Source organism: Desulfosporosinus sp. FKB (genome assembly GCF_002196705.1).
Classification (GTDB): domain Bacteria; phylum Bacillota; class Desulfitobacteriia; order Desulfitobacteriales; family Desulfitobacteriaceae; genus Desulfosporosinus.
Window position 1 is genome coordinate 1 of record NZ_NADJ01000033.1, and the last position, 25,497, is coordinate 25,497.

22 protein-coding genes and 2 riboswitches are annotated in these 25,497 nt (G+C 39.3%); of the genes, 14 read left to right on the forward strand and 8 right to left on the reverse strand.

Annotation, left to right across the window (positions count from 1 at the left end; genetic code table 11):
- Positions 1-265 precede the first annotated feature (265 nt).
- Both B5Y67_RS11060 and B5Y67_RS11065 read left to right on the forward strand, forming a co-directional pair.
- Positions 266-2,491 carry an ABC transporter ATP-binding protein gene (locus tag B5Y67_RS11060; RefSeq protein WP_088226499.1) on the forward strand — a complete coding sequence of 742 codons (2,226 nt, stop codon included), beginning with the start codon at positions 266-268 and terminating at the stop codon, positions 2,489-2,491.
- Entirely contained in the window at positions 2,488-4,359 is a 1,872-nt protein-coding gene (locus tag B5Y67_RS11065) for an ABC transporter ATP-binding protein (RefSeq protein WP_088226500.1), read from the forward strand. Before B5Y67_RS11060 ends, B5Y67_RS11065 begins: the two co-directional genes overlap by 4 nt.
- 70 nt (positions 4,360-4,429) lie before the next feature.
- Here B5Y67_RS11065 and B5Y67_RS11070 read toward each other — a convergent pair whose 3' ends face one another.
- Positions 4,430-5,302, reverse strand: a complete 873-nt coding sequence (locus tag B5Y67_RS11070) for a DMT family transporter (RefSeq protein ID WP_088226501.1) — start codon at positions 5,300-5,302, stop codon at positions 4,430-4,432.
- Between the two features lie 317 nt (positions 5,303-5,619).
- Positions 5,620-5,701, forward strand: a riboswitch (cyclic di-GMP riboswitch).
- A 106-nt stretch (positions 5,702-5,807) separates the two neighbouring features.
- Between B5Y67_RS11070 and B5Y67_RS11075 the strand changes: the two genes are divergently transcribed.
- Both B5Y67_RS11075 and B5Y67_RS11080 read left to right on the forward strand, forming a co-directional pair.
- The gene (locus B5Y67_RS11075) at positions 5,808-6,248 is read left to right on the forward strand and encodes a chemotaxis protein CheW (RefSeq protein ID WP_088226502.1); all 441 of its coding nucleotides are present in this window, start codon (positions 5,808-5,810) and stop codon (positions 6,246-6,248) included.
- Positions 6,249-6,267: 19 nt separating this feature from the next.
- Positions 6,268-7,416 carry a methyl-accepting chemotaxis protein gene (locus B5Y67_RS11080; RefSeq protein ID WP_088226503.1) on the forward strand — a complete coding sequence of 383 codons (1,149 nt, stop codon included), beginning with the start codon at positions 6,268-6,270 and terminating at the stop codon, positions 7,414-7,416.
- Positions 7,417-7,602: 186 nt separating this feature from the next.
- Here B5Y67_RS11080 and B5Y67_RS11085 read toward each other — a convergent pair whose 3' ends face one another.
- Complete coding sequence (locus B5Y67_RS11085) at positions 7,603-8,139, reverse strand: hypothetical protein (RefSeq protein WP_088226504.1); 537 nt, start codon at positions 8,137-8,139, stop codon at positions 7,603-7,605.
- Positions 8,140-8,483: 344 nt separating this feature from the next.
- Here B5Y67_RS11085 and B5Y67_RS11090 point away from each other — a divergent pair, with 344 nt between their 5' ends.
- On the forward strand, positions 8,484-8,918 hold the full coding sequence (locus B5Y67_RS11090; RefSeq protein ID WP_088226505.1) for a MerR family transcriptional regulator: 435 nt from the start codon (positions 8,484-8,486) through the stop codon (positions 8,916-8,918).
- A 48-nt stretch (positions 8,919-8,966) separates the two neighbouring features.
- Positions 8,967-10,145: a cyclopropane-fatty-acyl-phospholipid synthase family protein gene (locus B5Y67_RS11095; protein WP_088226506.1), complete on the forward strand. Its 1,179-nt coding sequence runs from the start codon at positions 8,967-8,969 to the stop codon at positions 10,143-10,145.
- A 188-nt stretch (positions 10,146-10,333) separates the two neighbouring features.
- On the opposite strand, the gene B5Y67_RS11100 is transcribed toward B5Y67_RS11095, so the two are convergent.
- Positions 10,334-11,077: a zinc dependent phospholipase C family protein gene (locus B5Y67_RS11100; protein ID WP_088226507.1), complete on the reverse strand. Its 744-nt coding sequence runs from the start codon at positions 11,075-11,077 to the stop codon at positions 10,334-10,336.
- A gap of 377 nt (positions 11,078-11,454) precedes the next feature.
- Between B5Y67_RS11100 and B5Y67_RS25330 the strand changes: the two genes are divergently transcribed.
- The 5 genes from B5Y67_RS25330 to B5Y67_RS11120 all read left to right on the forward strand — a co-directional run bounded on the left by B5Y67_RS25330 (position 11,455) and on the right by B5Y67_RS11120 (position 14,609).
- The gene (locus tag B5Y67_RS25330) at positions 11,455-11,598 is read left to right on the forward strand and encodes a hypothetical protein (protein ID WP_170932672.1); all 144 of its coding nucleotides are present in this window, start codon (positions 11,455-11,457) and stop codon (positions 11,596-11,598) included.
- A 160-nt stretch (positions 11,599-11,758) separates the two neighbouring features.
- Positions 11,759-11,962, forward strand: coding sequence for a 4-oxalocrotonate tautomerase DmpI (gene dmpI, locus B5Y67_RS11105; RefSeq protein WP_088226508.1), 204 nt, complete (start codon positions 11,759-11,761; stop codon positions 11,960-11,962).
- A 310-nt stretch (positions 11,963-12,272) separates the two neighbouring features.
- A complete protein-coding gene (locus tag B5Y67_RS11110; protein ID WP_088226509.1) occupies positions 12,273-13,106 on the forward strand; it encodes an ATP-binding protein in 834 nt (277 codons plus the stop codon).
- Between the two features lie 139 nt (positions 13,107-13,245).
- A complete protein-coding gene (locus B5Y67_RS11115) occupies positions 13,246-13,611 on the forward strand; it encodes a hypothetical protein (protein WP_088226510.1) in 366 nt (121 codons plus the stop codon).
- Positions 13,612-13,679: 68 nt separating this feature from the next.
- Entirely contained in the window at positions 13,680-14,609 is a 930-nt protein-coding gene (locus B5Y67_RS11120) for a hypothetical protein (protein WP_242975936.1), read from the forward strand.
- A 49-nt stretch (positions 14,610-14,658) separates the two neighbouring features.
- On the opposite strand, the gene B5Y67_RS11125 is transcribed toward B5Y67_RS11120, so the two are convergent.
- Complete coding sequence (locus tag B5Y67_RS11125) at positions 14,659-16,134, reverse strand: C40 family peptidase (protein ID WP_088226512.1); 1,476 nt, start codon at positions 16,132-16,134, stop codon at positions 14,659-14,661.
- A 4-nt stretch (positions 16,135-16,138) separates the two neighbouring features.
- Positions 16,139-16,275: riboswitch (cyclic di-AMP (ydaO/yuaA leader) on the reverse strand.
- 197 nt (positions 16,276-16,472) lie between these two features.
- Here B5Y67_RS11125 and B5Y67_RS11130 point away from each other — a divergent pair.
- Positions 16,473-16,778, forward strand: coding sequence for a hypothetical protein (locus B5Y67_RS11130; RefSeq protein ID WP_088226513.1), 306 nt, complete (start codon positions 16,473-16,475; stop codon positions 16,776-16,778).
- Positions 16,779-16,927: 149 nt separating this feature from the next.
- On the opposite strand, the gene B5Y67_RS11135 is transcribed toward B5Y67_RS11130, so the two are convergent.
- Both B5Y67_RS11135 and B5Y67_RS11140 read right to left on the reverse strand, forming a co-directional pair.
- Complete coding sequence (locus B5Y67_RS11135) at positions 16,928-18,274, reverse strand: sigma-54 dependent transcriptional regulator (protein ID WP_088226514.1); 1,347 nt, start codon at positions 18,272-18,274, stop codon at positions 16,928-16,930.
- 5 nt (positions 18,275-18,279) lie between these two features.
- On the reverse strand, positions 18,280-19,809 hold the full coding sequence (locus tag B5Y67_RS11140) for an ATP-binding protein (protein ID WP_242975937.1): 1,530 nt from the start codon (positions 19,807-19,809) through the stop codon (positions 18,280-18,282).
- Between the two features lie 327 nt (positions 19,810-20,136).
- Here B5Y67_RS11140 and B5Y67_RS11145 point away from each other — a divergent pair, with 327 nt between their 5' ends.
- Positions 20,137-20,769: a hypothetical protein gene (locus tag B5Y67_RS11145; RefSeq protein ID WP_088226515.1), complete on the forward strand. Its 633-nt coding sequence runs from the start codon at positions 20,137-20,139 to the stop codon at positions 20,767-20,769.
- Positions 20,770-20,895: 126 nt separating this feature from the next.
- Here the strand turns inward: B5Y67_RS11145 and B5Y67_RS11150 are convergent, their stop codons facing one another.
- Positions 20,896-21,573 carry an NlpC/P60 family protein gene (locus B5Y67_RS11150; protein ID WP_088226516.1) on the reverse strand — a complete coding sequence of 226 codons (678 nt, stop codon included), beginning with the start codon at positions 21,571-21,573 and terminating at the stop codon, positions 20,896-20,898.
- A 302-nt stretch (positions 21,574-21,875) separates the two neighbouring features.
- Positions 21,876-22,610 carry a lysophospholipid acyltransferase family protein gene (locus tag B5Y67_RS11155; RefSeq protein WP_088226517.1) on the reverse strand — a complete coding sequence of 245 codons (735 nt, stop codon included), beginning with the start codon at positions 22,608-22,610 and terminating at the stop codon, positions 21,876-21,878.
- Positions 22,611-22,764: 154 nt separating this feature from the next.
- Here B5Y67_RS11155 and B5Y67_RS11160 point away from each other — a divergent pair, with 154 nt between their 5' ends.
- On the forward strand, positions 22,765-25,032 hold the full coding sequence (locus B5Y67_RS11160; protein WP_088226518.1) for a PAS domain S-box protein: 2,268 nt from the start codon (positions 22,765-22,767) through the stop codon (positions 25,030-25,032).
- Positions 25,033-25,497 lie beyond the last annotated feature (465 nt).

Below are 25,497 nucleotides of genomic sequence, written 5' to 3' on the forward strand. Positions count from 1 at the left end.
AATGCTTGATAAAGCTTGTTAAACAGTAAAATTCCAATGGAATTGTCTGAGTTAAGATGCAAGAACTCAAACTGGTGACCAAGTTTCCGCCGGGAAATAACTCCTATCAGGGTGCGAAACTTAAAATACTAATACCTGCACTGGGAACATTTACAGAGTTTATTTGTGTAACTGACATAAGAGTAAGGATTAATGTTAAGACTTAAGGTTTAAGACTTAAGGTTAATGGGTTTAAGATTTAAGATTTAAGGAGCTGTATTGGCTGATGCTGAGACTATGGAGATATTTAAAACCCTATACGTTGTTAATTATTACGGCTGTAATTCTGATTTTTTGTCAGGCTATGGCAGACCTTTCCCTGCCGGATTATATGGCAAATATCGTCAATCAGGGAATTCAACAGGGGGGGATCCTTAATGATGTTCCTGTGGCCGTGCGACAAAGTCAGATGAGCAAGCTTACTCTTTTTATGACTCCTGCCGATAAGGTGGAGGTTTTAAAAGATTATACCTTAATCGACAAATCAAGTCAGGACTATGAAAGATATGTCCAGACGTATCCAATTTTACAGCGGGAATCAATTGAGGTTCTAAAATCTATCGATCAATCGGAAATAAATAAGCTGAACCCAGTATTTGGCAGGGCATTTCTAGCAGTTTCAGGTATTGAAAAAATGAAATCTACCGCTAATGGGGGCGTAACTTCTTTTAATGGAATGAAAGTTCCAGCGAATACAGACTTATATGCTCTTATTTCCAGACTTCCTCCAGCTCAACTAGCTCAACTAAACGGAAAAATCAATCAGCAATTCTCTGCCTTAAGTGACAGTATGATTATTCAAACAGCTGTCAGTTCCGTTAAAGCAGAATATGCTGCATTAGGCATGAACACAAACAAAATTCAAAATAGTTATATTAACAATACGGGTATGGTGATGCTTTTAATTGCTTTAGTCAGTGCAGCCTGTACTATCATGGTAGGGCTTACCTCAGCAGTCATAGCCGCAGGACTGGCACGGGATTTGCGTAAAGGTATATTTTCAAAGGTAGAGAGTTTTTCGAATGCAGAGTTTGATCAATTTTCCACCGCATCACTGATCACGCGAACCACAAATGACATCACCCAAATACAGACTCTGATTGTGATTATGATTAGAATGTTTTTTTATGCTCCGATGATGGGTGTCGGTGGAGTGATCAGAGCACTGGGTAAGAGCACTTCTATGTCTTGGATTATTGCTGTTGCTGTAATTGTGCTTTTAGGTTTGATCTCCATCGTCTTTTCGGTAGCTATGCCCAAGTTCAAATTAATTCAGAAATTTATCGATCGGCTTAATTTAGTAACTCGTGAAAATCTCTCCGGGATGATGGTCATTAGGGCCTTTAACACTCAAAAATTCGAAGAAAGTCGTTTTGATCGGGCTAATTCTGATCTAACAAAAAACAACCTATTTGTCAATAGGGTTATGGTAGTTATGATGCCGGCAATGACCGTAATTATGAATGGAGTTACATTGCTCATTGTTTGGGTTGGCGCTTCTCAAATAGCCAATTCAGGAATGCAGGTCGGGGATATGATGGCTTTTATGCAGTATGCCATACAAATCATTATGGCCTTTTTAATGTTGTCGGTGATGTTTATTATGATCCCAAGAGCATCTGTATCAGCTCAGCGGATTGCCGATGTTTTGGAGGTTAAGCTTGTGATTGTTGATCCGCAGACCCCTAAAGACTTTAATCCTAAAATTAAGGGCGAATTAGAATTTCGGAATGTTTCCTTCAGGTATCCCGGTGCTGAGGAAGATGCTTTGCAAGACATAAGTTTTAAAGCCCGGCCAAATCAAACCACAGCGATTATTGGCTCGACGGGTGCAGGCAAAACAACCCTTATTAACCTGATTCCCCGTTATTATGATGTTACAGGCGGTTCTATCTTCTTAGATGGAATAGATATCCGTGAGGTAACTCTGCATGATCTTCATGACAAGATCGGATATGTGCCCCAAAAGGGTATTTTGTTCAGCGGAACTATTGAATCTAACTTGCAGTATGCTGATGAATCTGCCCTCCGGGAGGATCTCATAAAAGCTGCAGATATTGCCCAAGCCACGGAATTTATTAACGAAAAGCCGGAAGGATTATTGACAGGGATTGCCCAAGGCGGAACAAACGTTTCAGGCGGACAGAAACAACGATTATCGATTGCCCGAGCTTTGGTTAAGAAACCGGAACTTTTTATTTTTGATGATAGTTTTTCTGCCTTGGATTTTAAAACAGATGCAGCCCTCCGTAAAGCCCTGAAGGCTGAAACCGGAGGAAGTACGGTCCTTATCGTTGCCCAGCGCATTTCTACAATTATGAACGCTGAGCAAATTATAGTCCTTGAGGAAGGAAAAGTGGCTGGAATCGGGACCCATGATGAATTAATGAAAACTTGCGAGGCTTATCAAGAAATAGCCTTGTCTCAGTTCTCGAAGGAGGAATTAGCATGAGCGTGGAGACCAGGAAGAAGTCATCTCAGCGGGGTCCCATGGGCGGTATGGGCGGCGGTCCCGGCGGTATGATGCAGGGGGGCGAAAAGGCTCGAGACTTCAGAGGCACCATGAAGAAACTATTAAATTACTTACGTCCCTATCGGACAGCCATGATCTTCGTCATTATTTTTGCCGCAGCTAGCTCAGTCTTCTCTATTGTCGGCCCCAAAATACTAGGAAATGTCACCACAAACCTTTTTGAAGGCGCTCTAAGCAAGCTTTCCGGCAGCGGCAGCGGAATAGATTTTAATTATATTGGTAATACCATTCTCCTTTTGGCAGGCTTATATTTTTTAAGTGCTCTTTTCAGTTATGTCCAGGGCTGGGTTATGACAGGTGTGGCTATGAAAGTCAGTTACCAGTTTCGCAAGGACATTTCAGAGAAAATTAACCGTATGCCCTTGGGTTATTTTGAACGGACAAATCATGGCGAAGTGTTGTCTCGAGTTACTAACGATGTGGATACCCTCAGCCAAACACTAAATCAGAGCTTAACGCAGATTATCACCTCTGTAACAACAGTCCTTGGTGTGCTGGTCATGATGCTAAGTATAAGCTGGCTCTTAACCTTAGTGGCTTTCATGGTGATCCCTTTGTCTATGATCATTATTATGGTTATTATTAAATATTCACAGAAATACTTCAAGCTGCAACAAGATTATTTGGGAAATGTAAATGGTCATGTGGAAGAAATGTATAGCGGTCATGTGATTATGAAAGCCTTTAATGGCGAGGAGAAGAGTATTGAGAAGTTTGAAGGCTTTAATAGGAAATTATATAGGGTGGCCTGGAAATCACAGTTTTTGTCAGGTCTGATTATGCCCATTATGAGTTTTGTCGGAAACTTAAGCTTCGTTCTGGTTAGCGTTTTAGGCGGCTGGCTTGTCATCAAAAAGTCTATGCAGGTAGGGGACATTCAGGCATTTATTCAATATGTACGATCATTTACTCAGCCGATTACTCAATTGGCTAATATCTCGAATATACTCCAGCAAACGGCAGCCTCAGCCGAACGTGTTTTTGAGTTTTTAGCCGAGGAAAATGAAGTTCCCGAAAGCACTGATCCAGTTAAACTGGAGAGAGTGCAGGGGAGTGTGGAGTTTAGAGATGTCCATTTCGGCTATGAACCAGATAAGATCATTATCAACAAATTTTCCGCTTATATTAAACCTGGACAAAAGGTAGCTATTGTTGGGCCGACGGGAGCGGGCAAGACTACGATCGTTAAACTTTTGATGCGTTTTTATGATGTCAATGATGGCACAATTTTGGTCGATGGACATGACATCCGCGACTTCAGCAGGCATGATCTGCGTTCTTTATTTGGTATGGTTCTTCAGGATACCTGGCTTTATAATGGAACCATTATGGAAAATATCCGTTATGGCCGACTCGAGGCAAGTGATCAGGAGATAATGGAAGCGGCGAAGGCTGCACGCGTCGATAGTTTCGTTCATACACTGCCGAAGGGTTATAATATGGTACTGAACGAGGAGGCTTCTAATGTCTCCCAAGGGCAAAAACAACTCTTGACTATTGCCCGAGCCATCTTGGCTGACCCGAAAATACTTATTCTCGATGAGGCCACCAGTTCTGTCGATACCCGGACGGAAGTTGAAATTCAAAAGGCTATGGATCACCTTATGGAAAACAGAACAAGTTTTATTATTGCCCATCGTTTATCAACAATCCGCGATGCGGATTTGATCCTCGTCATGAACCATGGTGATATCATAGAACAGGGGCACCACAAGGAGCTTCTGGCAAAAGGCGGCTTTTACGCTAACCTTTACAATAGCCAGTTTGAGGCTGCTGAAGCAGGCTAATGGCAGGAGGCTCTTGATTGCTCAAGAGCCTCCTTAGACTTTCCCAGGTAAACGGCATTTTTAAATACAGTTATGGTTCTCTAATAACCAATAAAACTCCGGAAAGTATTAAAACTGAACCTATCACAAATGGGAGTCCCACGTGTTCGCCGAGAAAAAGCCAGCCCAACAAAGTTCCTGATAGGGGCTGGAAGAAGAAAAAGAGACTTCCGCTAGCGGCCTCGACCATCTGCAGGCCTTTGTTCCACAAAAAGAAAGCAAGGGCAGTAGAAACAATGCCAAGATACAAGATTCCACCCCAGATTGCGGGACGGGCCATTACAGCGACCGGAATTTGGCTTGCCTGAGAAGCTGCAAAAGGGGTAATAATTATTGTTGCTATAAAAATCGCATAGGTCGTAACAACAAGTTGAGAGTAAGTGCCGGGAACTCGTTTTATGAGTACAGACATTAAAGCCCAAGTTATTGCTGCGACGCCTAAGATTAGTCCTCCAAGCTGATACGTTTTACTAATATCTCCGATTCCAACAATGCACAAGACGCCAATGGTTGCCAAAAGCACCGAGAGTCCTTTGCGCAAGGTCATTGTTTCCTTTAGCAAGAGACGAGCGAATATAACCATGAAGGCCGGAGTTGCAGAGGTAATAATAGCCCCCATCTGAGCCGTAGCTAGTTTTGTTCCCAGAAATTGAGTCCAGATCGATAGGGCATAGCCTGTTATTCCAATCATCAGAATTAAGGGGATGTCACGCTTACTTATGCGCCAAGATTGATGAGTTAGGACTGCCATGGCTGAGAGCACGAGGAGCGCGATTATATAGCGCAGCCACACTAACTCTAAGGGTGGTATGACGCTAAGAACCACTTTGCTAATGACATACATACCTCCCCAAATTGTCGCAGCTAAAGCTAAATATATAGAGCCTAGTTTATTTTTGGACATTTAAGTTCCCTCCGTCTTCAATGAAATTAAGTCCTTATTCCAGACGGAAGATGCATAATCCACTTCGATCCGTCAGGATAGAAGGGCTGCGGGAACATCATTTTCAAACAGTGGTGCTGAAAACATGCCAATTCACCTCCGTAAAAAGAAAATTCGCCTTTACAGACCAATTTCCCTTTGAACTGTCAAATTAAACTTGTATAAATGATTCATTTTAGAATTTAATTCACAGACTCAAAAATAATGCAAGGCAAAATATTCACTATATTTTCATTAGTTTCAACTTTATACTACATTATTATGCTATAATATACACCAAAAGACAAAGGCAAACTTGGTGAAAGCCAAGGACGCAAAGCCACGGGTCTTTCTCATGAGGAAGATAGCCGGGTTGCAGAAAATAGTAAGAAATGTCTTTGTCGTCAGGAATATCTTATCTTGACGATTTTTCTTTCTTGGTAAAGGAGTGATAAAGAACTTAAGAATTCTGAAGGGAGTGAATTGTATGCGTTTTCTGCAGCTAGTTGTTTTTAGATTGGGTGATGAAGAATATGCCTTGGAAATTACTTTTGCTCAGGAGATCATTCGAATTCCGGAAAGAATAACTAAAATGCCTTATTTGCCTTCCTACATAGAAGGAATGATTGACCTGAGAGGTAAAGCAATTCCAGTTATTGACTTAAAAGAGCGATTTGGTGTTGAGCAATCTGAGCGAGGTGTTGACAGCCGTTTGCTTATTTTGAACATAGAGAATGTAGGAATTGGGATAATTGTGGATGATGTCTCAGAAGTTATAAAGGTCGAAGAACAATCGATTGAAAGACTTAATGCAGAACTATCGGGTCTTGGAAGCAGCAAAGTGCAAGGTGTTGTTCGGATTGACGAGCGTTTAATTCTTTTGTTGAATGGGCTGAATTTTAGGGCTGAAGTTTTAACGAGCAGATAGGGACAGGAGTGATTTGAAGATGATAGCTTTAGCGGGTGTTGAGGCGTGTAAGATCATGGCTGAATTTATGGCTGATTTAATACCAGGCGGAGTATTGTTCGGAGTTGTAGAACGTGACACCTTTGTTTGGGTAAAAACCTCTGAGTCGTTTACGTTAGATATTTTTCAGGTTGGCAAGAGGTTAAAGGAAGATACAACGACGGTGCAAGCAATGCGGAATAAGAAGGTTCTAACGCAAAATATTCCCCGTACGGTTTATGGCATGAGAGTAGTTATCGTCTCAATCCCTATCATCGATGAAAAAGGAGACGTCTGGGGTGCATTTACCATAGCATTCCCTAAATTACACCCTGTAGCTGCCGCCTTTGGAGATTTTGCTCCTATTTTAGCGGAGATGTTTCCTGAAGGCGCTTATATATATATGTCGGATTTAACAAAGATTGCTTATGCACAGGCCTCCGGTAAATTTGACATGCCGTCAATAGCAGTAGGCTATGAACTAAGGGAAACAGATATTGCGTATCGGACGCTGCAAACTAAAAAGCCTATTATTGAAGAAATTGACGCTTCAAAATACGGGCAGCCACTAACTATAGCTAATTTTCCTTTGTATGATGATGAACATAAAAATCTCGTTGCTACTCTGGGGATTGTGACACCGAAAAAAACGGCAGTTACCCTGCGTGAAATGTCAATCAACTTAGAAAGCAGTCTTGAAGGTATAGCCGCCGCCATAGAGGAGCTTTCAGCCTCAGCGACGGAAATACACACCAATGAAGGGGAACTTAATACTGATATTAAAGGGATAATAAATGTTTCAGAAGAGATTAATGAGGTGTCGGCTTTTATTAAAGAGATCGCTGATGAAACGAAAATGTTAGGATTGAATGCAGCTATCGAAGCAGCCAGAGCCGGAGATGCAGGCCGCGGTTTTGGCGTAGTTGCTGAGGAGATAAGAAAACTCTCTGCTCAATCAAAGAGCACGGTTCCCAGAATTAAACAATTGACTGATACAATAAAGCAGAAAGTTGAAGAAGCGAGCCGAAAAAGCAATATCTCCTTAGATGCCAGTCAAGGACAAGCGGCTGCCTCGGAAGAGATTTCTGCAAGTATCGAAGAAATCACTTCCATGTCAATGGAATTAAGCAATCTCGCCAAAACTTTATAGTTTTTTCTTTTGAGCTAATGCTTTATCCAGTTTTTAAGACCCCCACTTCTATAAGTTGGGGTGGGTCCTTCGTTAACTTCAGGTGGGGTAGAGTCCTCCTTCGCCGCTAAGCATTCCTATTGGGAAAGGCGGCTCGGCAATAATGTCCACTGGACATTATTGTATCTGAAGCCCCGATGTTCAGCTTTAGCTGAACGAGTTCACTTCCTGGCGGACCTGTTCAATTTTACTAGACGCTGAGACAAGATCTTCTTTGCTGTTTTTTAATTGAGACTTACTCAGATCACCGGTACTGCTCAAACTATCGTTTAGTTCAAATAGGGATGCTGTGAGCAATCTGGCTGCTTCGGTTAAATCAATGATCATTTGGCTGTTCCTGGATGATTGTTTTAGAGCATTAGCATTCAGGTAGTCAGTGGAGGAAAGCTGATATAATTTATCTAATGTGGCTGTTATTTGCTTCTTATTGATTTCTTTTGATGCTGCTATCTCTTGATATTGTTTTAAGATGTCTTCCAGAGAACTTTCAATTTCAGCGGGAGTCATAGAAGGATTTGCAATTGTCGGTATAGTATCTGAAAAATCCTGCCAGGCAGATACTCTTTGGTTGAACGCTAATTTCAGAGCAGCAATGGCAATTATGATCACAATAATTGCTACCCCTAGGGTGGGGAGTTTTCTCTGCTTGTTAGCAGCTGCTTTGATTAACCACTGACGTTTCACTGTTTCAACCTCCTTTCCTCAAAACCATATCTATTCTACCGTTAATATACAGAAGCAAAGGACAGGTAAGAACCAAAAACAGTCTCCATATTCTGTAAAATACATGATAAAAGCGAGCACCTAATTGAGGTCCTCGCTTTTTTTGTGAAGAAGTTATGGATTTAGCCTTTAGCTTAACAAGTTTACTCCATTTTTACTTGGGATTAAAAGTTAGGTTTAGTGGATAGTATATAAGATGTAAAAAATGTATTTATTTGTAAAAAATTAAGGTTTAGTAGGTGTGAACGTTGACGTTAATGTTACATTAGTGCTAATATAATCTTAGCAACAGTAAGGAGGGTATTGTGGATAACTATAAAATCGACCAAGTTGCTCTCCAGAGCGGCTTGACCAAACGAACCATCCGATATTATGAAGAAATAGGTATATTACCGCCGCCTAAACGCAGTGAAGGGGGGACTAGGTACTATAATGAAGAGCATATAGAATTGCTTAAGAGAATTAAGTATACCAAAGACGCCTTAGGCTTATCGCTGGAGGAACTGCAGCATTTTATTGCGCTTAGTAATCTCATTGAGTCTCAAAAAGTAAGCTTTAAACAAACTGCTGAACGTACAGAGCAAAGAGAAAAGCTGTTGAGTATTATAGACACCTTAGATGAAGAACTTACTTTAATCGAACAGAAGATCTTAAAAATTGAACGGGTTAAAGAAGACTTAACTAATCTTAAAAAACGAGCTCAATCGGTAATCGAGAAATTTAACTTAGAGGAAGTTTAATGAAGTATTACCTCTAGGGTTTTATCAGTTCCGAAGGAGGTAAATAGAATGAGCATTGATAAAACATTCTACAACAATGTCCTTAAAAATATGTTCGCTGATCCCTGTGAGGTTACATATTGGGATGGGGACGTTAAAAAATATGGCGAAGGAGAGATTCAATTCCGAATTAATTTCACTGAGCCCATACCTAAATCGGAAATTATCAGTGATCCCTCCCTTGCCTTCGGCGAAGGTTATATGCATAAAAAAGTTGACATTGATGGAGCTGTACAAAAAGTTATCGAGTCGATTTATAATAATCAAAGCAGCTTTCTTTATGAGAAAAAAAATTATGTTAGATTTGCTAAGATGCTTTCCAATACTTTACGTAAAAGTAAAGATGATGTTCAATTTCATTACGATATCGGCAATGATTTTTATCGCCTTTGGTTGGATGAGAGCATGACCTACTCTTGTGCTTATTTTGAATCTCCGGAAGATAGTCTTTTTCAGGCACAAAAAAACAAAGTAAATCATATTCTGCGTAAACTTAATTTGCGGCCCGGACAAACCTTATTAGATATAGGTTGTGGTTGGGGAGAATTAATCCTTACTGCTGCGAAAAACTATCAAGTTAAAGCTGTGGGGATAACGCTTAGTTCAGAACAATACTCTCGAGTTTCGGAAAGAATTAAAGAAGAAGACTTAGAAGATCTCGTTGAAGTTCAGCAACTCGATTTTCGGGAATTAAAAGATAGAACCTTTGATCGAGTCGTAAGTGTAGGGATGATTGAGCACGTCGGCAGAGAAAATCTTGATGGGTATTTCTCCGCTGTAAAATCCTTTCTTAATGAAGGGGGAATATCCCTGCTGCATTGTATAACAGGTTATGATGAAGCCTCAGGAACAAACAGCTGGATTGACAAATATATTTTTCCTGGAGGATATATTCCGGCAGTTAACGAACTCGTATCTTTAATTGTTGAAAATAAATTTTATCTTATTGACCTCGAAAGCTTGCGCGAGCACTACACAAGGACTTTAGAACATTGGGCTCAAAATTTTGAACAAGCGCTTCCGGAAATTCGAAAAATGAAAGATGATACCTTTATTCGCATGTGGCGTTTATATTTGAATTCTTGTGCCGCTTCATTTCATTGCGGCAATATAGACGTTCATCAGTTCCTTTTTACCAAAGGAGCAAACAATAATCTGCCTTTAACTCGACAGTACATGTATGAATAATTTATAAACGGAATAATAAAGGGGCATTTATTTCTAAGAAAAAAAGAGCTGTCTCTTGCAAAACAGCTAAAGAAAGCAAGTATGTACAAAAAATAGTCTGAGAGGAGGTATTTTGGACCTTCTCTCAGACTATTTTTCTTATAACAGTTGCCATATGCTTGCTTATATGAAAAGTTAGGCATAACCGTTTAGCGAATAGGCCATAACATGATCTTGGCTGAATTCCGCCGAGGAAGAATATCTGTCAATATTTGGTATGCAAAATCCAAAAAACCGGCAGTTGTAGCAATCGACAGAGGAATTAGGGTTTCTGCGGCTTTTGAATAAGTTTTACTTGAACAGCCATTTTCAATTGATACTAGGGGATAAAGCGGAGCCGATAGTTTAGCGTTTTGGTCAATCCACTGTACAGGATGAGTAAAGGAGAAGTATAAACCGGTTTTGGCAGGGAAGTTGTACCAGTTGCTCGCTGCCCATTTCTCGAATTCTAAATGCCCATCAAAAACGACTCCCGTTGAATGATGGGGTACACACATATCTTGTACTAAGTGCAAAGCCGCTCCAAGATAAAACATTCCTTTGACCATCTCTTGAGAAAAGAGGGACATGGCTTTATTGAAATAATATTGACACTCTGCTGCTGCATCCGGCCATTGGACGCGGTTTTGATCGTTGTTCCAATTATAATAATGACACACATTTTTCCAGCCACGGTCTGCCCATAACAGGCCCTTTTTAAGATATGTATGATAGTCCTCGAAAAAGTTGGCTGCTCTGGACTTGTTGTCTTGTTCTAAGAGTCGGTAAGCTTGTTCCAAGCTATAGATGTGAGGAAGGCCCGGGGAATTAAGCAAATACTGCAAAGGCCCTACAGGGGCTAAGATCATTTTGGTCATTTTCCCCAGAGTGTATGTATATACACTGACGTTCATGACTTTATCACCTCATCGTTTTATTCTTGCCAGAAAGTCCAAGTTGAGTTAACTACCTTCAGATTCGAACCATTTTTAGCTCAACTTTATTTTAAAACATGAACGTAAAAGACGTATTGTGAATGTGTTAAAATGAAGTAAATATGCTAACAGGTACAATCTAAATGGCCAAAAATATAGCCGCCTGTTTTTAGAATCAGACGGCTAATTTCAATATTTTTTAAATATTTATTTAGTAAATCGAAAATATTTTACATATTATGACAATACTTTTGCTTTATCTGTTAGCTTGCCTAAGGGTACAATAAAATGTAAGTTAATTCGTGAAAAACAATTAGCTTGGCATCATAGGAAAACGTTGCACACGAGGTGGAAGCATGACAGAACAAGAAAGGTTTATTATTGAAACTATTTTAGCAGATGTTGGTCTGGAAACATTATGTTCAGGAACAAGTGATCAAAATTCCCAAAATGAACCGTTAAACAAGGACAACCAATTGTATGAAGCCAATTCTCACTAGATGAGTTTCGCTTCATAAGGGCTTGTCTAAATCCTGAAATGTTCTTTTAACCAAGTCAGAATCGGAATAAATAACGATCCTCTGAGATATTCTAGGATAATTAAGGGATTCAGATACCAAGGTTTCAGGCATAAATAAATTATTAAAGGAGGCCGTCTAAATGCCATTTATCAAAATTGAAGCTGGGAAAATTGATAAAGAGAAAAAGGAAAAACTAATCAGCGAGTTTACTAGAGTTGCCAGTGATACTCTTGGTATTCCGGAAGAAGCCTTTATAGTATTAATTAAAGAGAACGAGATGGATAATTGGGGTACAGGGGGAAAGTTACTTAGCAAAGTATTGGCAGAAAGAGGGAACAAGTAGATTAGCAGTCTAACAAAAGGTTGCCAGAGCGGATAGAACGTTCTGGCAATAGAAATTTGCAGCCGCTTTTATCCTGAAGGCCCCGTTGTTCATCTTTAGCTGAACGAGTTCAGTTTCTTGCGAAAATAATTAATCTCATAATAAATAAACAATTCTTGAAGGATTTCCCTTTTTATTCTCGAAATAATATAACTATTACTTACATAGTATCCTTTTATCCACATATCCGTTCCTAAGACCCGGGGCGGATGTAAAATTAGATAGATATAAATATCAGATGATTATGAATTATCGGAGGATTTTAATATCTATGACTGCAACGTTTCGTACTATTAAAGATTGGGAAGAATTTGTTGATTTTAAAAAGGAGATAATTCGGCTCAGGGAAGAACGAGTTAATCTTCAAACAGAGGTTTTTTCGTTAAAAAAATCCCTGAAAAAGGAAATTACGAATAGAGAATACCTAGAAGGTGAAATAGCAAAACTAGGACGTTTAAATATTATAGGGCAGCTGGCAGCAGGTCTTGGACACGAAATTCGAAATCCTATGACAACTATACGAGGGTTTCTTCAAATGTTACAGAGTAAAACGGATTTACTTGTTTATCAAAATTATTTTGAATTAATGATCGAGGAACTGGATAGGGCAAATCTAATAATTACAAATTTCTTATCCCTTGCCAAAAATAAACCGACTGAAATTAAACGTATGGATCTCAACAAGTTGCTGGAAAACCTATTTCCTTTGTTAATCGCTGACGCTTATAGTCAAGATAAGAAGTGTATTTTTCAACCGGGTAAGATTAAGGAAATTAATATCGATTCCAATGAAATTACCCAACTAGTCTTAAATCTGGCCCGAAATGGTCTTGAAGCAATGGAGGCAAATGGTTGTCTTACGATTGAAACCTTTATGGAAGAAGATGGGATTGTCCTTAGTGTAAAGGATGAAGGTAAAGGAATTGATGAAGAGAATCTTAAAAAGCTGGGCAATCCGTTCTTTACTACCAAAGAAAATGGAACTGGCTTGGGTCTGCCCATGTGCTTCAGAATTGCCAACAGACATCATGCTCATATAGACATTGATACAGGTCAAGACGGGACTACTTTTTTCGTACGTTTCCCCAACCCTTTCGATGAATAAGTGAATTAATAAACTAGCTTCGGATTTTACAATTCAGGCTAGTTTTTATTTTGCTTGATAAGAACGTTTAAGTCATTCATTTAATATGTTATTTATAATAAAAGTAATATAAGATTTGTTCTATAAGGGGAGTGGCAAAATGCGAGTCATTTGGGAAACAAGGGATTTAGCCGAGATTATCTTGTCATTGAAACCTGTCTTATGCGATTTGGTTTCCAAAACAGGCGAGCATTTAGTATTGCCTATCTTAAGCCTCGATAAAGTGTCGCAAGAGGTTATTAGTTGTCAAATTACAAACTTTTTTCTTAGGAATTCATTGAGCTCTGTATTGGCAGTAACCTTTGAAGAAACGAATTCTAGTCGAATGATTAACATGTACAAAGGGTTTTGGGTATTTTCAAGCAAATTATTTGATACTATCAATCTGCGTTATACCATTATACCCAATGAGCTTATTAAGCGAGAAATAGCAAACATCGTTAATCATACTCAGCATAATTCCTAATGCGGTGATAGTGGCATTGGAGCAAACTGCCCTATGTCACTATTTCAATTGTTATTTCGAATAGTATCTTGAATATTATTGAATACTTTAGAGAAGATAAAGGTGTTAATTTAAAGGCAGCTTTGGGAGGGATTATGCCAAACATATTTTGGTATTGTGTATTGGGACTAATTGGGCTAAGTGTTACTGGATTAACCATCTATAAAAAAAGAGATAAACATAGGGGGGTTATATTTCTTGTTTTCTTTTTCGTTTCAACAAGTATCACTTGGATTGGTGAATTTGTCGTACTTGGGTTATTTAATAGTTATGCCTATATAACAGGCATTTTTACAAGTCCTTGGGCACAGAACCTCTTAGGCCATCTTATACTTAATTCCACCTTTTATCCAGGTACAGCAATATTAGTTGCAGTTTATGCCTTAGGAATAGGTTGGATTTCTTTAATTACTATTTTCTATTTGCTTATGGAGTATTTGTTTTTAAAATTAGGCATCTACGAACATCATTGGTGGAAAAGCTATATGACAGTTATTTGCATTTTTGTCTATCAACTGGTTACTAAAAGTTGGTTTGAAAAAATGCATGACATGAAGTCAGGTTTTTTAAGATTTATTACGTTTTACTTAGTTGGTTTTGTTCTGCTGCACTATCCTGTACCCGTATTGTTATTGTTGGGGAAAGAGTACTATCATGTGAATTGGGTATCTGATTTATATTTAGCAAGTACTTTATTTATTTTTACATATCAGCTCGCTGAAACTGTACTTTTAGTTTTTTTCGTATGTGTTCTTGAAAAATGGTACTGGAAGATAATTCCTTTCGGTATTGCGATTATTGGACAACGTATACTTCTGAATCTAAAAATTCTCGTTCTCTGTGAAGGGTGGAATTTCCTTTATACCATGACCATTTATTATTTGAGTATTACTGTCTTTATTTTGATTGTCAAAAATTTCATTGCTTCAGAGGTGAATAATTCCTATCCTGAAAAATGAAAAGGGGCTGTGTTTTCACACTGCCCCTTTTCAAGCGTAATTTCCCTTGCTAATTATACCTGCGCGCTCCTAGATAACGTGAAGCGTAAAAGCTGTCACCGAGACTGGAGACTTCAATTCCACTGTTGGGGTTACTGGCATGAATAAATCGTCCCCCACCCATATAAATGCCTACGTGAGATGCGCCACTAGTATATGTAGTGAAAAACACTAAATCACCAGGCTGAAGGTCATTTTTGCTGACAGGACTTCCTGAAGCAAACTGAGCATAAGAAGTACGCGGCAGGGATATTCCGGAATTAGCATAAACATATTTTGTAAAACCCGAGCAGTCAAAACCACTGCGAGTGGTTCCGCCGAAGACATAAGGCGTACCCTCTAAACTGAGCGCTCGACCTACAATGGATGAATTATTACTGCTTCCTCGGGAAATCCCATAAGCAACCGTCACATTGCCAGGTCCTTTGGCAATGACCTGATTCACAGGATTTTGAGTGACTTTTTCAGCTAATACCTTTTTGGTTACGTCGATACCATTTTTACGCACATAGGAATAAGTAACTAATTTTGCGCCATTACTTCCTTGGGTTACAACTTTAGAATTGCCAAAGGCCAAACTCGGATCTGTTTTCGATACAATATCGTAGGGTATTGTTTCCGACCCCGAATAAGTTCCTTGACTAACAACGGTAAGATAGGGTGTGGAATCAACAAGCTTTATAGTTTCTCCAGGTTTCAGCATGGTATTTTTAGTTGATCCCGGATTGCCGGCTAATACCTCATCGGTTAACATATCGTTTTTGCGGGCAATAAGCCACCAGGAATCATTAGGCTGAACGGTATAATTTTTCGTCGTTATCTTGCCATCCATCAATACCTTAAAGGCTTGATCAGCTGTTTTTACTTGATCCGGGGAGACTTCAGCTTTTTCGGCACTAACATTTTCGGCAAAACTTATTGATTCAATCTTATTTTCAGAGCTGGGTTTTGCATAATAATCTTGGTATTTTTTAAGAACCTTGTCCACGTCTTCCTTATTTGGCAAAACAGCCACAACGGACCCATCTGCTTTTAAGGTATAACCATCGACATAACAAGTTATGTCGTTTTCTAGTTTTTCTTCATTTAAAGAAGATTCCAGATAGACCGCCGGACTAACCCTGACGTTCTCATAAGTTATAACGTCGTGAGTTTTGGCAACTAGGCCATATGGTTTGCCTTCCTGTTGCAAAATTGTTTTTACAAGGTTTTCGGCCGTCGCTGAATTTCTTGCCAGGCCAATCTGATGACCGTTAACAAGAACTGCAGCCGCAGAAGTCGTTGTTGTAAGATTGTAGGTAACCCCACCTATTAAAATGAGAGAAATTGATAAGGTACCGATAACTTTTGGCGATTTCCAAGAAATCTTTCGTAACGTATCGCGCGAAAACTGTTGGATAACCAGTTTTTTCTGAGTCCAATCGAAATGCTTGAGTCGGCTAAGTACTTCGCCTTGAATCTGAGACAGTTTACGAGACCATTGCATATTATTCACCTTTCACAATTGCCTACGAGGTTAGTTGACGGGTTCGGGCAGGAAGGTGTAAGCCCTTCGCGCATTATACACGATTAACCCCATGAATAAAATCCCCCGTTCTAGACGACCTAGATTCGGCATTCCTTCTCCTTTCATTAAAGCATATCATTATTTATTCGACACTATATGCAAATGTCCTCTAAATTTATTTATGAAATACTTGTGAAGTTTTAAACTTACTCTAAAAACTTGTCATTTCTCGTTTGAACGAATGCAAACTCTAGAAGTTAAAGGGCATACTAACAGCATAACAACTCTCTATTTTAATTTAATAAGGGGGACGTGTTGTGTATAGACTTAATTCTAGGCAACAGAAAAAAGTTTTTGCTTCTTTTCATAAGGTTGTGGAGACGCGAAATCCAGAGCTAATCAGTGAGGATTTATATAATCATTTAAACTTAAACTGTAATTTCTCGTCGCATTTTAATCTGGAAGGGTTTCGAGATGCTTATAGCGGCGACGGCTTTAAGGAGTTTTTAAATTACTTTGATCGCTGTTCTCCCCAAAGTCAGTGGCTTGAAGCACCGGAAATTAGCCGGGAATTTGCGGAATTGAATCAGAAAATGGTTGATTACGGAAGTGATCATATCTAAAACAAGTCGCGGATAGGGGCCGTTGCATAATGAATATCTATCCGTTTCCATAAATAAAACCCTGCATATAAGTGGATTTGAACCACTATTTATGAAGGGTTTTTGTTTAATGAGGGGCGTTTATGCATTTTGCAGTCCCTTAATTGTGGTCATACCTTGATACCATATTTTTGCAGGCGATAAAGCAATGTTGGGCGGGTAATTCCTAAATATTTTGCTACCTTGGTCTGATTATAGTTGTGTTTTTCCAGAGCCTTAATGATAAGATGTTTCTCTAACTCCCCTAAAGAAAAACCACTTTCAGAAAGCTGGATCTCCGGTGTTGGCGATTCTTCAAGATGTTTGAGCAATTCTTTAGGAAAATGCACCGATTGGATTTCTGAACCCTGGCATACAATAAGAGCTCTTTCAATAACATTTTGCAGCTCTCTGACGTTTCCTGGCCAGTTGTATTGGGTTAAGGTTTTTATCGCTTCAGAAGAAATTTTTTTACACTTAGTAGGATCAAATTTTTCCAGAAAATGATTAACAAGAAGCGGGATATCCTCTTTTCGGGATCGAAGGGGAGGCATGACAATACCCATGACATTTAAGCGATAGTAAAGATCTTCTCGAAAGGTTCCGGTGGTGATAGCCGCGGCAAGATCTCGATTCGTTGTAGCGATGACTCGAACATCGACGTGGATTGTCTCGGTTCCGCCAACTCTTTGAAAACATCGTTCTTGTAATACCCTTAACAACTTTACTTGCATGTTGATAGGCATTTCTCCAATTTCATCAAGAAGGATTGTTCCTTTATCGGCGATCTCAAAGCGCCCTTTTTTTCTGCCGGCTGCCCCGGTAAAGGCCCCTTTCTCGTGGCCGAATAGTTCACTTTCTAAGAGATGTTCCGGAAGAGCAGCACAGTTTACTGCCACAAAGGGTTTATCGAAACGATTGCTGGCTTTATGAATTTCCAAAGCAGCAACTTCTTTTCCTGTTCCGCTTTCACCGGTAATCAGTACTGTTGTTCCGGTTTTTGCAACCTGGCGGATTAAGAGAGATACCTCTTTCATCGGTTCACTTCGGCCAATGAGTTTGCCATATTGTCTTCCCAATTCCTGACGTAAAAAATCAACTTGATTCTCCAGATTTGAAAGATGGAGCGCTTGTTGAACCTGGACTTTAATTTTTTCCAGCTTGAAGGGCTTTGTGATATAGTCCAGAGCGCCAATTTTCATCGCCTCTATGGCCGTATCAATAGTCCCATGGGCGGTGATCATGATGACAGGTACATTAGGGTGCAAAGATTTTAGCTCTTTTAATACTTCGATGCCATCGAGATCAGGCATTTTTAAGTCCAAAATTACCAGCGAGGGTTCGCTTTCTTGGGCCAATTGGATGCCCTCTAACCCCCTTGTGGCGGTCATCACCTGATATCCTTCATGGTTGAGTGCCCTCTCGAGGGCCCAGCACATTCTTTCCTCATCGTCAATGACCAGAATTTTTGGTGTCAAGAAGATCACTCCTGTCTAAAGATTTTGGGCAGTACAGGAAGATTAATCCGGAAAGTAGTCCCTTTTCCCAGTTCGCTGTCAACGTCAATGGTTCCACCATGCAGTTTTACACTTTGATAGGAAATTGACAAACCAAGGCCGGTGCCGGTCTTTTTGGTTGTATAAAAGGGATCAAATATTCTTGATTTATCGTTTAGGGGGATACCCTCTCCAGTATCCGCAAAGCTTATGGCAATGGTGCTCTCCCTTTCTTCAGTGGTTATTGCCAGTTCTCCGCCTTCAGGCATAGCTTCTGCCGCATTAACAATGATGTTTACAAAAACTTGTTTAAGCTTTTCGGTATCAGCTAAGATTTCAGACAGGTTATTTGCCAGATGTATTTTTACGTGGACTTTTTGCTTGCGCAGCATAGCGGCGGAGAAGGAGAGGACTCCTTTGATAAGATCATTAATGGAACATTCTTTGGTGGCAACTTTAGTGGGACGTCCGAAATCTAAAAGTTCCTGAATCTCAAAATCTTGGCGGTCGATTTGTTCTTCTATTGCCCGCGTAAATTCTTCAATGCCGGTCATTTGAGAATATTCTTGTTTCATCAATTCAACCAAGGTTTTAATGATAGCAATTGGATTGCGTAACTCATGAGCTACACCGGTTGCCAGACGGCCAAGAGCAATCAGGTGCTCCGATTGTCTCAGCTGATCTTCTAATCGTTCCTTTTCGCTGAGGCCAACAGCTAAGCGATTAACTGCTTGAGCCACCTGACCAAGTTCTCCCGGCATTTCAGGCAGCAAATGATGAATATCATTTTCCATGCGGTTTAACCCCTGCTTCAAACGGTTAACTCCGGTCATTAAGTTTCGGATAACAATAAGGGCACCAATCATAACAATAGCCAAGACAGCAAGAGTAAAATACCTTTCAAGTTTCAGGAAGAAGCTGCTCTGATAAAAGAAAGGGTTAAGCCGCTCTTCAACCCACATTACGGCGACGACGTTCTTATTTAAAACTACAGGGGATATATACTCAACGACCTGATCATTCCATAAACCAGATATGCGAAAGAGCGGAGTATTACTCATTTCGGTTGCAACTAACCCTGGTTTTGTATTGTCAAAGATGTCCTTTTCCCTTTGAGCTTCTTCTTCCTGAGAGAGGTTACGATAGTTATGCAGGAAACCAAGTACGGTGATTTTTTCCGTTTTGGGTATATACAAGCCAAAGCGAATTCCTAAATTAGCCTGAATCTGAGGGTTCACAACTTGGGTGAATTCGTCTTGAAGCAGAGATGAAGAGATTTCAGTTCCTAAGGACAATGATTGAAGATTTTTCGAGAAATCCTTATTGATACTGTTGACCAGGGCTTCGAGCCGTTGTTCTTTGTCTAGGAAAACAACTTCATCTGTCTTGGAAGCAAAAAAAATGTCGTACATTAGAGCAACAGATGGTACAAGCATGATAACGGCAATTATAATTACGATCTGATTTCGCAAACTGCTGCTTTTAAAGGTAGAGAATAATTTATTTCTTCTCAGCACAATATCACTTCCGTTGTTATAACTGTAGTATATGCTACAGTTATTATTAAATAAAACCTACACTCTATAAATGCCCAAAAATACCGTGAAGGTAAGCATGCAATCAAGAAGCAGCTCGAATGAGTATAGAAGTCCTTTATTCAAGTGTAGCATTTGCTACACTTTTTAATTACTTGATTGCCGAAGATCTTGAATTGAGGCCTATTTAGGGTCTGGCACGCTTTTTGCTATGTAACTAGTTATATAAAATTATACCACAATATCAAAGTAAAGCGTTGATATTGTTCCTATTTAGTATTAACCCTAATACGAAAGGTGGAATTATCCTTGTCTAGCTTAGTACTCAATACGTATTCACCTTTAGTTGATAAAATAAAAACTGAGTCCGGAGATCGATCTTCCCATCTTTGGCTATTAGTTAATCCTAACTATCCTGCAGTCCGTAATGATATTTGGGTGCCGATTCTTGAAGTGATTCAGGACCAAGTATACCGTAAACTTAAAAAAAGAATTGAGACTAGAAATATCTATTTCAAAAGTATGGTCAGCGATATCGGTTTGGTTTCTAATGCTTCGCAATTTTGGCCATCATCCGAAATTGCAGATGATATTATATCGCTAAAGGAAAGTATTCTAGAATATCGGCCCAAACTATTAATTACCTTCGGAACGCTAACTTATGAATTAGTAAATCGTATCTGTGAATCGGGATCAGAAAAAGGAACCAAGTATTGGAACAGTGCAAATTTAGAATGCGAATTTGAAAAATCCATTGCAAATTTTGATATCAACAGCACGAATAGGATTCCTCTGCCTCGCAGGGTTATGACAAGGGGTAAGTTTATGGAAGACTACGATTCTTCTTGGGAAGTCTGTGAAAACTACTTTAAGGTTGTTGGAACAAAGATTGCTGATAGAATTATTGAACATGAGCATGAACTTAATATTTGGATTGATTGACGTGTCTGACGGCAAAAAAGCGCCCTCCGGAAATTGGTTATTCCGGAAGGCGCTTTCGGCAAAAGCGTCCTATGGACACTTTCGTCACCGAAGCCCCGATGTTCCGCTTTAGCTGAACGAGTTTACTTAGGAAACTCTTCTGGCGCCCAGATATACAGATTGCCAATAAGGACCGATGCTATAAATTGTCACTCCTTTGGAGCTGGAAGCGTTAATGAATTGATCATTCCCGATATAAATACCATCATGGTCTACTATCTCGTTTTTTCCGATCGAGAAAAAGATTAGGTCCCCCGGTTGTAAATCGCTAAAGTTGACAGGCGTTCCCACCGTGTATTGATCACGTGAAACCCGTGGTAGGGTGATTCCGTTTTGAGCAAAAACATACTGAACGAAGCCGGAACAGTCAAAGCCGGTGCTTGGTGATTCTCCTCCCCATTGATAGGGAACACCAAGATATTTTTCGGCAGTATTAATAAGGGCAGCTGCTTTATCAGCATGGAGTTTTTCTGTGTAAGCAGCGTTGAGAGATTTTGCGGTGAGTGGCCCAACGATTCCATCAACACTTAAGGATTGGGCCGTTTGAAAAGCAACAACCCCATTCTTTGTTTTGGAGCCGAAAATACCGTCTGTTGTCCCAATATTATAGCCGAGGTAATTAAGTTCAATTTGTAACTGTACAACGTCAGGACCTGTTGAACCAAATTTAAGTAAGGTGTCGCCTAAAGAGGCCTGTGCCGATTGAGCTAAGCCAAAGACTAAAATAATTACCAGTAAAATCAGACTTGTCAGTTTCTTTTGCATAAAACATCCCCTTTCTTGATTACGATGCTCATTATTACGATAGCCAAGGAGTCATGTGCATAATTTCATTATATTTTAAAGCCTTGGGACAAGTCTATGGATAAAATATTCCAAAATCATGTCATATTATTTGCTTTTATAGAAATTGAATCATTGCGAAGGATCAATATCCCGCTGCATAAGATTGACGTTGAATTTCACTAGATATATTTCACTAGATATAATAGATTAGATATAAAAAAACCGCTCAAAAAAGCGGTTTTTTTGCATGAAACGGGCAGTCTCCTGATGGCGGTGATCGTCTAGGCCACGATAGGATCTGTCTCGGCCAAACAATCTTTAATTACGTTATATACTCTGTCCGACAATTCATTGGCCTGATCTTTTGTAAGACTGTTGGTGGGGATGGGATCTGAAATAATAATTTCAACATGGGCTGGCTTTATCAGAAAGCCATTTTGCTCCATAATCTTATAAGAACCGCGAATTGCAATAGGAACAATAGGAACTCCGGCTTTTAATCCCAATTTTAAGCTTCCAGACTTAAATTCACCTAACGTTTCACTCTTGCTTCTCGTCCCTTCTGGGAAGATAACCATGGAATAGCCTTTTTTTAGATGATCTGCGGCCTGATTAATAACTTTGAGTGATTGTCGGATATCGGAACGATCCATAAAGACACATTGCATATGTGTCATCCAAGTACTGATAAAGGGTATTTTAAGAAGCTCAATTTTGGCTATAAAGGCCTTAGGCTTTTTTATGTATCCCAAGAGTAAAGGGATGTCAAAGTTTCCTTGATGGTTACTCACAAAAAGGACGGGTCCGGAAGGGATTTTCTCCTCCCCAGAGATTGAAACTGTTACGCCTGCACACTTTATTAAAGATCGAGCCCAGTTTTTAGCCATTTCAGCAGTGATCTTGTCTCGTTCGGAAATTTGTCCCAGCTTAGACAAGCGATTAATTTTCATTAGGACGGGCTCGATAGCAATAAGGTAGAGCCAAAAGTAGATAAACCAAATAATTGTACGGATCATTATTTTTTTCCTCTCAATATTGTTTTAAAGATATTATAGCTTAGAGAAGCAATTTTCGAAATGGCCATTTATTCAGCATCTCCGAAAATTACGATATAGAAAAAATTTTAGTATTGTCATATAATAGGTCTGGTTAATCGAAAGAAGGGTTTATATGCTGAATTTATGTTTACGCATAGCTCTCATAGTTTTAATTACAGCGTTTTTTTTAATCCTCATTTACATAATAAAGAAGAAAAATAAAGAACTAAAAGTTTTGACCGATCACTTAAAATTAAGAAATAATTTTTTTACTGAGGTTTTTGAGAATACTCAAGATGGTATTCTAATCATGAATCAAAAAGGAAAAATACTTAACATTAATAAATCTTTTGGAAGAATGTTTGGAGTTAAAACCTCCGAAATCTTGGGTTCAGTTATTAGTGATGTCATGCTTGGCTCCGATAAAAAGGAAATTGATTTTTTTTGCAATAAAATTCCAGAAGGAGAAACAGTAATTTCAAATATTTCATGTTTCCGTAAAGATGGCTTACCCATTCAAGTTCGAATATTGGCACTTCCTTTAATAATTAAACAGAACGAAATTGAATTTTGTATAATTTTTAATGACCTTGCTAATAAAGAGAGTTCTCTAAAAGATTTGGAATTACAAAAAGTATATTTCCGCAAGCTTTTTGAAAATTCTCCGGAGGCTATTTGCATCTTAGATACTGAAGATAGATTTATAGACGTTAACTGTGCTTTTGAAAAAGTCTTTGGTTACTCAAAAGAGGAGCTGATCGGCTTCACTATTAATGATAAAATTGTTACCTTGGAGCAGAGCGATAAGGCCACTGAGCTTTCCGAAAAAGTTATCAAGGGGAATATCGTTGAATATGATACTCTCAGATCGCGTAAGGATGGGAGTATTGTTCATGTTCATATCCTTGGCTACCCTTTAATTTTTGAAGATAAACGGATTGGCGTGTTCGGAATTTACAAGGATATTACGGAGCAAAAAAGGGCTGAAGAGGCTCTAAAAGCTAGTGAACATACTTTTAGAACTCTCTTTGAGGGCTCATCTGATGTTATATTAATTCTTGATGATAATAAGTTCATAGATTGTAATCCTGCGACTATAGAACTGTTAGGCTATGATTCTAAAGAAAGTATTATTGGCAAGAGTTTTTGGGAGCTTTCACCGCCATTCCAAGCCAAAGGAGTTTCTTCTCAAAAGAAGGCGATGGAGATTATTAAAACGACTCATAGAAGTAAAAAGTTTGAGTGGCTTTTGAAAACGAAGGACGGGACAATTGTTCCTGGAGAAGTCATGCTGACGTCCATCCTAATTAATGAAAAAAGAGTGTTTCATGTCTTATGGCGAGATATAAGTGAACGCAAAAAAATGGAACAACGGTTTGAGTTTTTGAGTTATCATGATTTTCTTACAGGGTTATATAATCGCCGGTTTTTTGAAGAAGAGCTTAAACGGTTAGATGTGCAGAGAAACTATCCTTTAACGGTTGTTTTTGTCGATGTTAACGGTCTAAAGCTTATTAACGATTCTTTTGGTCACAGTATGGGGGATCAACTCCTTAAAACAGTCGCCGAGGTAATAAAAGGTTCCTGCCGATCCGACGACATCATTGCCCGTCTAGGCGGGGATGAATTTGTTCTTCTCCTGCCTAAGACTAGTGCCAGTGAAACAGATCAAATTCTTAAACGCATTAAAACTCGGGCCTTAGAAGAGAAAGTAGGTTCTATTGCCTTATCGGTCTCCTTTGGATATGAGACAAAGACTCATAAAGGTGAAAATATTTATGAGATTTTAAAAAAGGCCGAAGATTATATGTATAAGAAAAAGCTTTTTGAAAGCCCGAGCATGAGAGGAAAAACCATTAAGGCGATTATTAGCACTTTGCACGAGAAAAACAAACGTGAAGAGCAGCATTCTCATCGAGTATCAGCGCTTTGTGAACGAATTGGCAAGGCTTTGGACCTTCCCGAAGGGCAAATCGAAGAACTAAAAACTGTTGGCTTGCTTCATGATATCGGTAAAATTGCCGTTGAAGAAACAATCTTAAACAAGCCTGGCAAATTGACCGACGATGAATGGGAGGAAATCAAAAAGCATCCGGAAATAGGTTATCGAATCCTTAGCACGGTCAATGATATGTCTGAAATGGCGGATTATGTTTTATCTCACCATGAGCGTTGGGATGGGAAGGGTTATCCTAAAGGACTAAGGGGTATTGCGATCCCGCTGCAGTCAAGAATTATTGCTATTGCTGATACCTATGATGCAATGACCAGCGAACGAAGTTATCGCAAGGCTTTGCCTGAAACCATTGCCCTGCGGGAATTGAAAATTAACGCCGGGATTCAGTTCGATCCCCAGTTAGTTGAGATTTTTCTTCATGACGTAGAAAATAACTCAGCATAATTCATTGCAAACAAGAAAAGTTTTATCGAGTTTTTAAGCCCCCCACTTCTATAAGTGGGGGTGGGTCCTTCGTTAACTTCAGGTGGGGTAGAGTCCTCCTTCGCCGCTAAGTATTCCTATTGGGAAAGGCGGCTCGGCAATAATGTCCACTGGACATTATTGTATCTGAAGCCCCGATGTTCAGCTTAAGCTGAACGAGTTCACTTGACAAGCAGGTAGTTTTCAATTATACTTGAAGCGTTAAAAGGGAGTAGTTTTAAATTACAAAGTCAACATACCCGGCAAGAATTCTTGCCTGGCTTTGTAAGCCCAAGAGGTAACAAGACTTTTGACATGGTCTTAATTGACTATGTCAAAAGTCTTTTTTATTTACCTCAAGGTTTATATTTGAAGTGAGGAGTGGTTATATTCATTAAGTACATCGAAATTTAATAGGGGGTAGGGGATAATTAGGAAAGCAAAAGG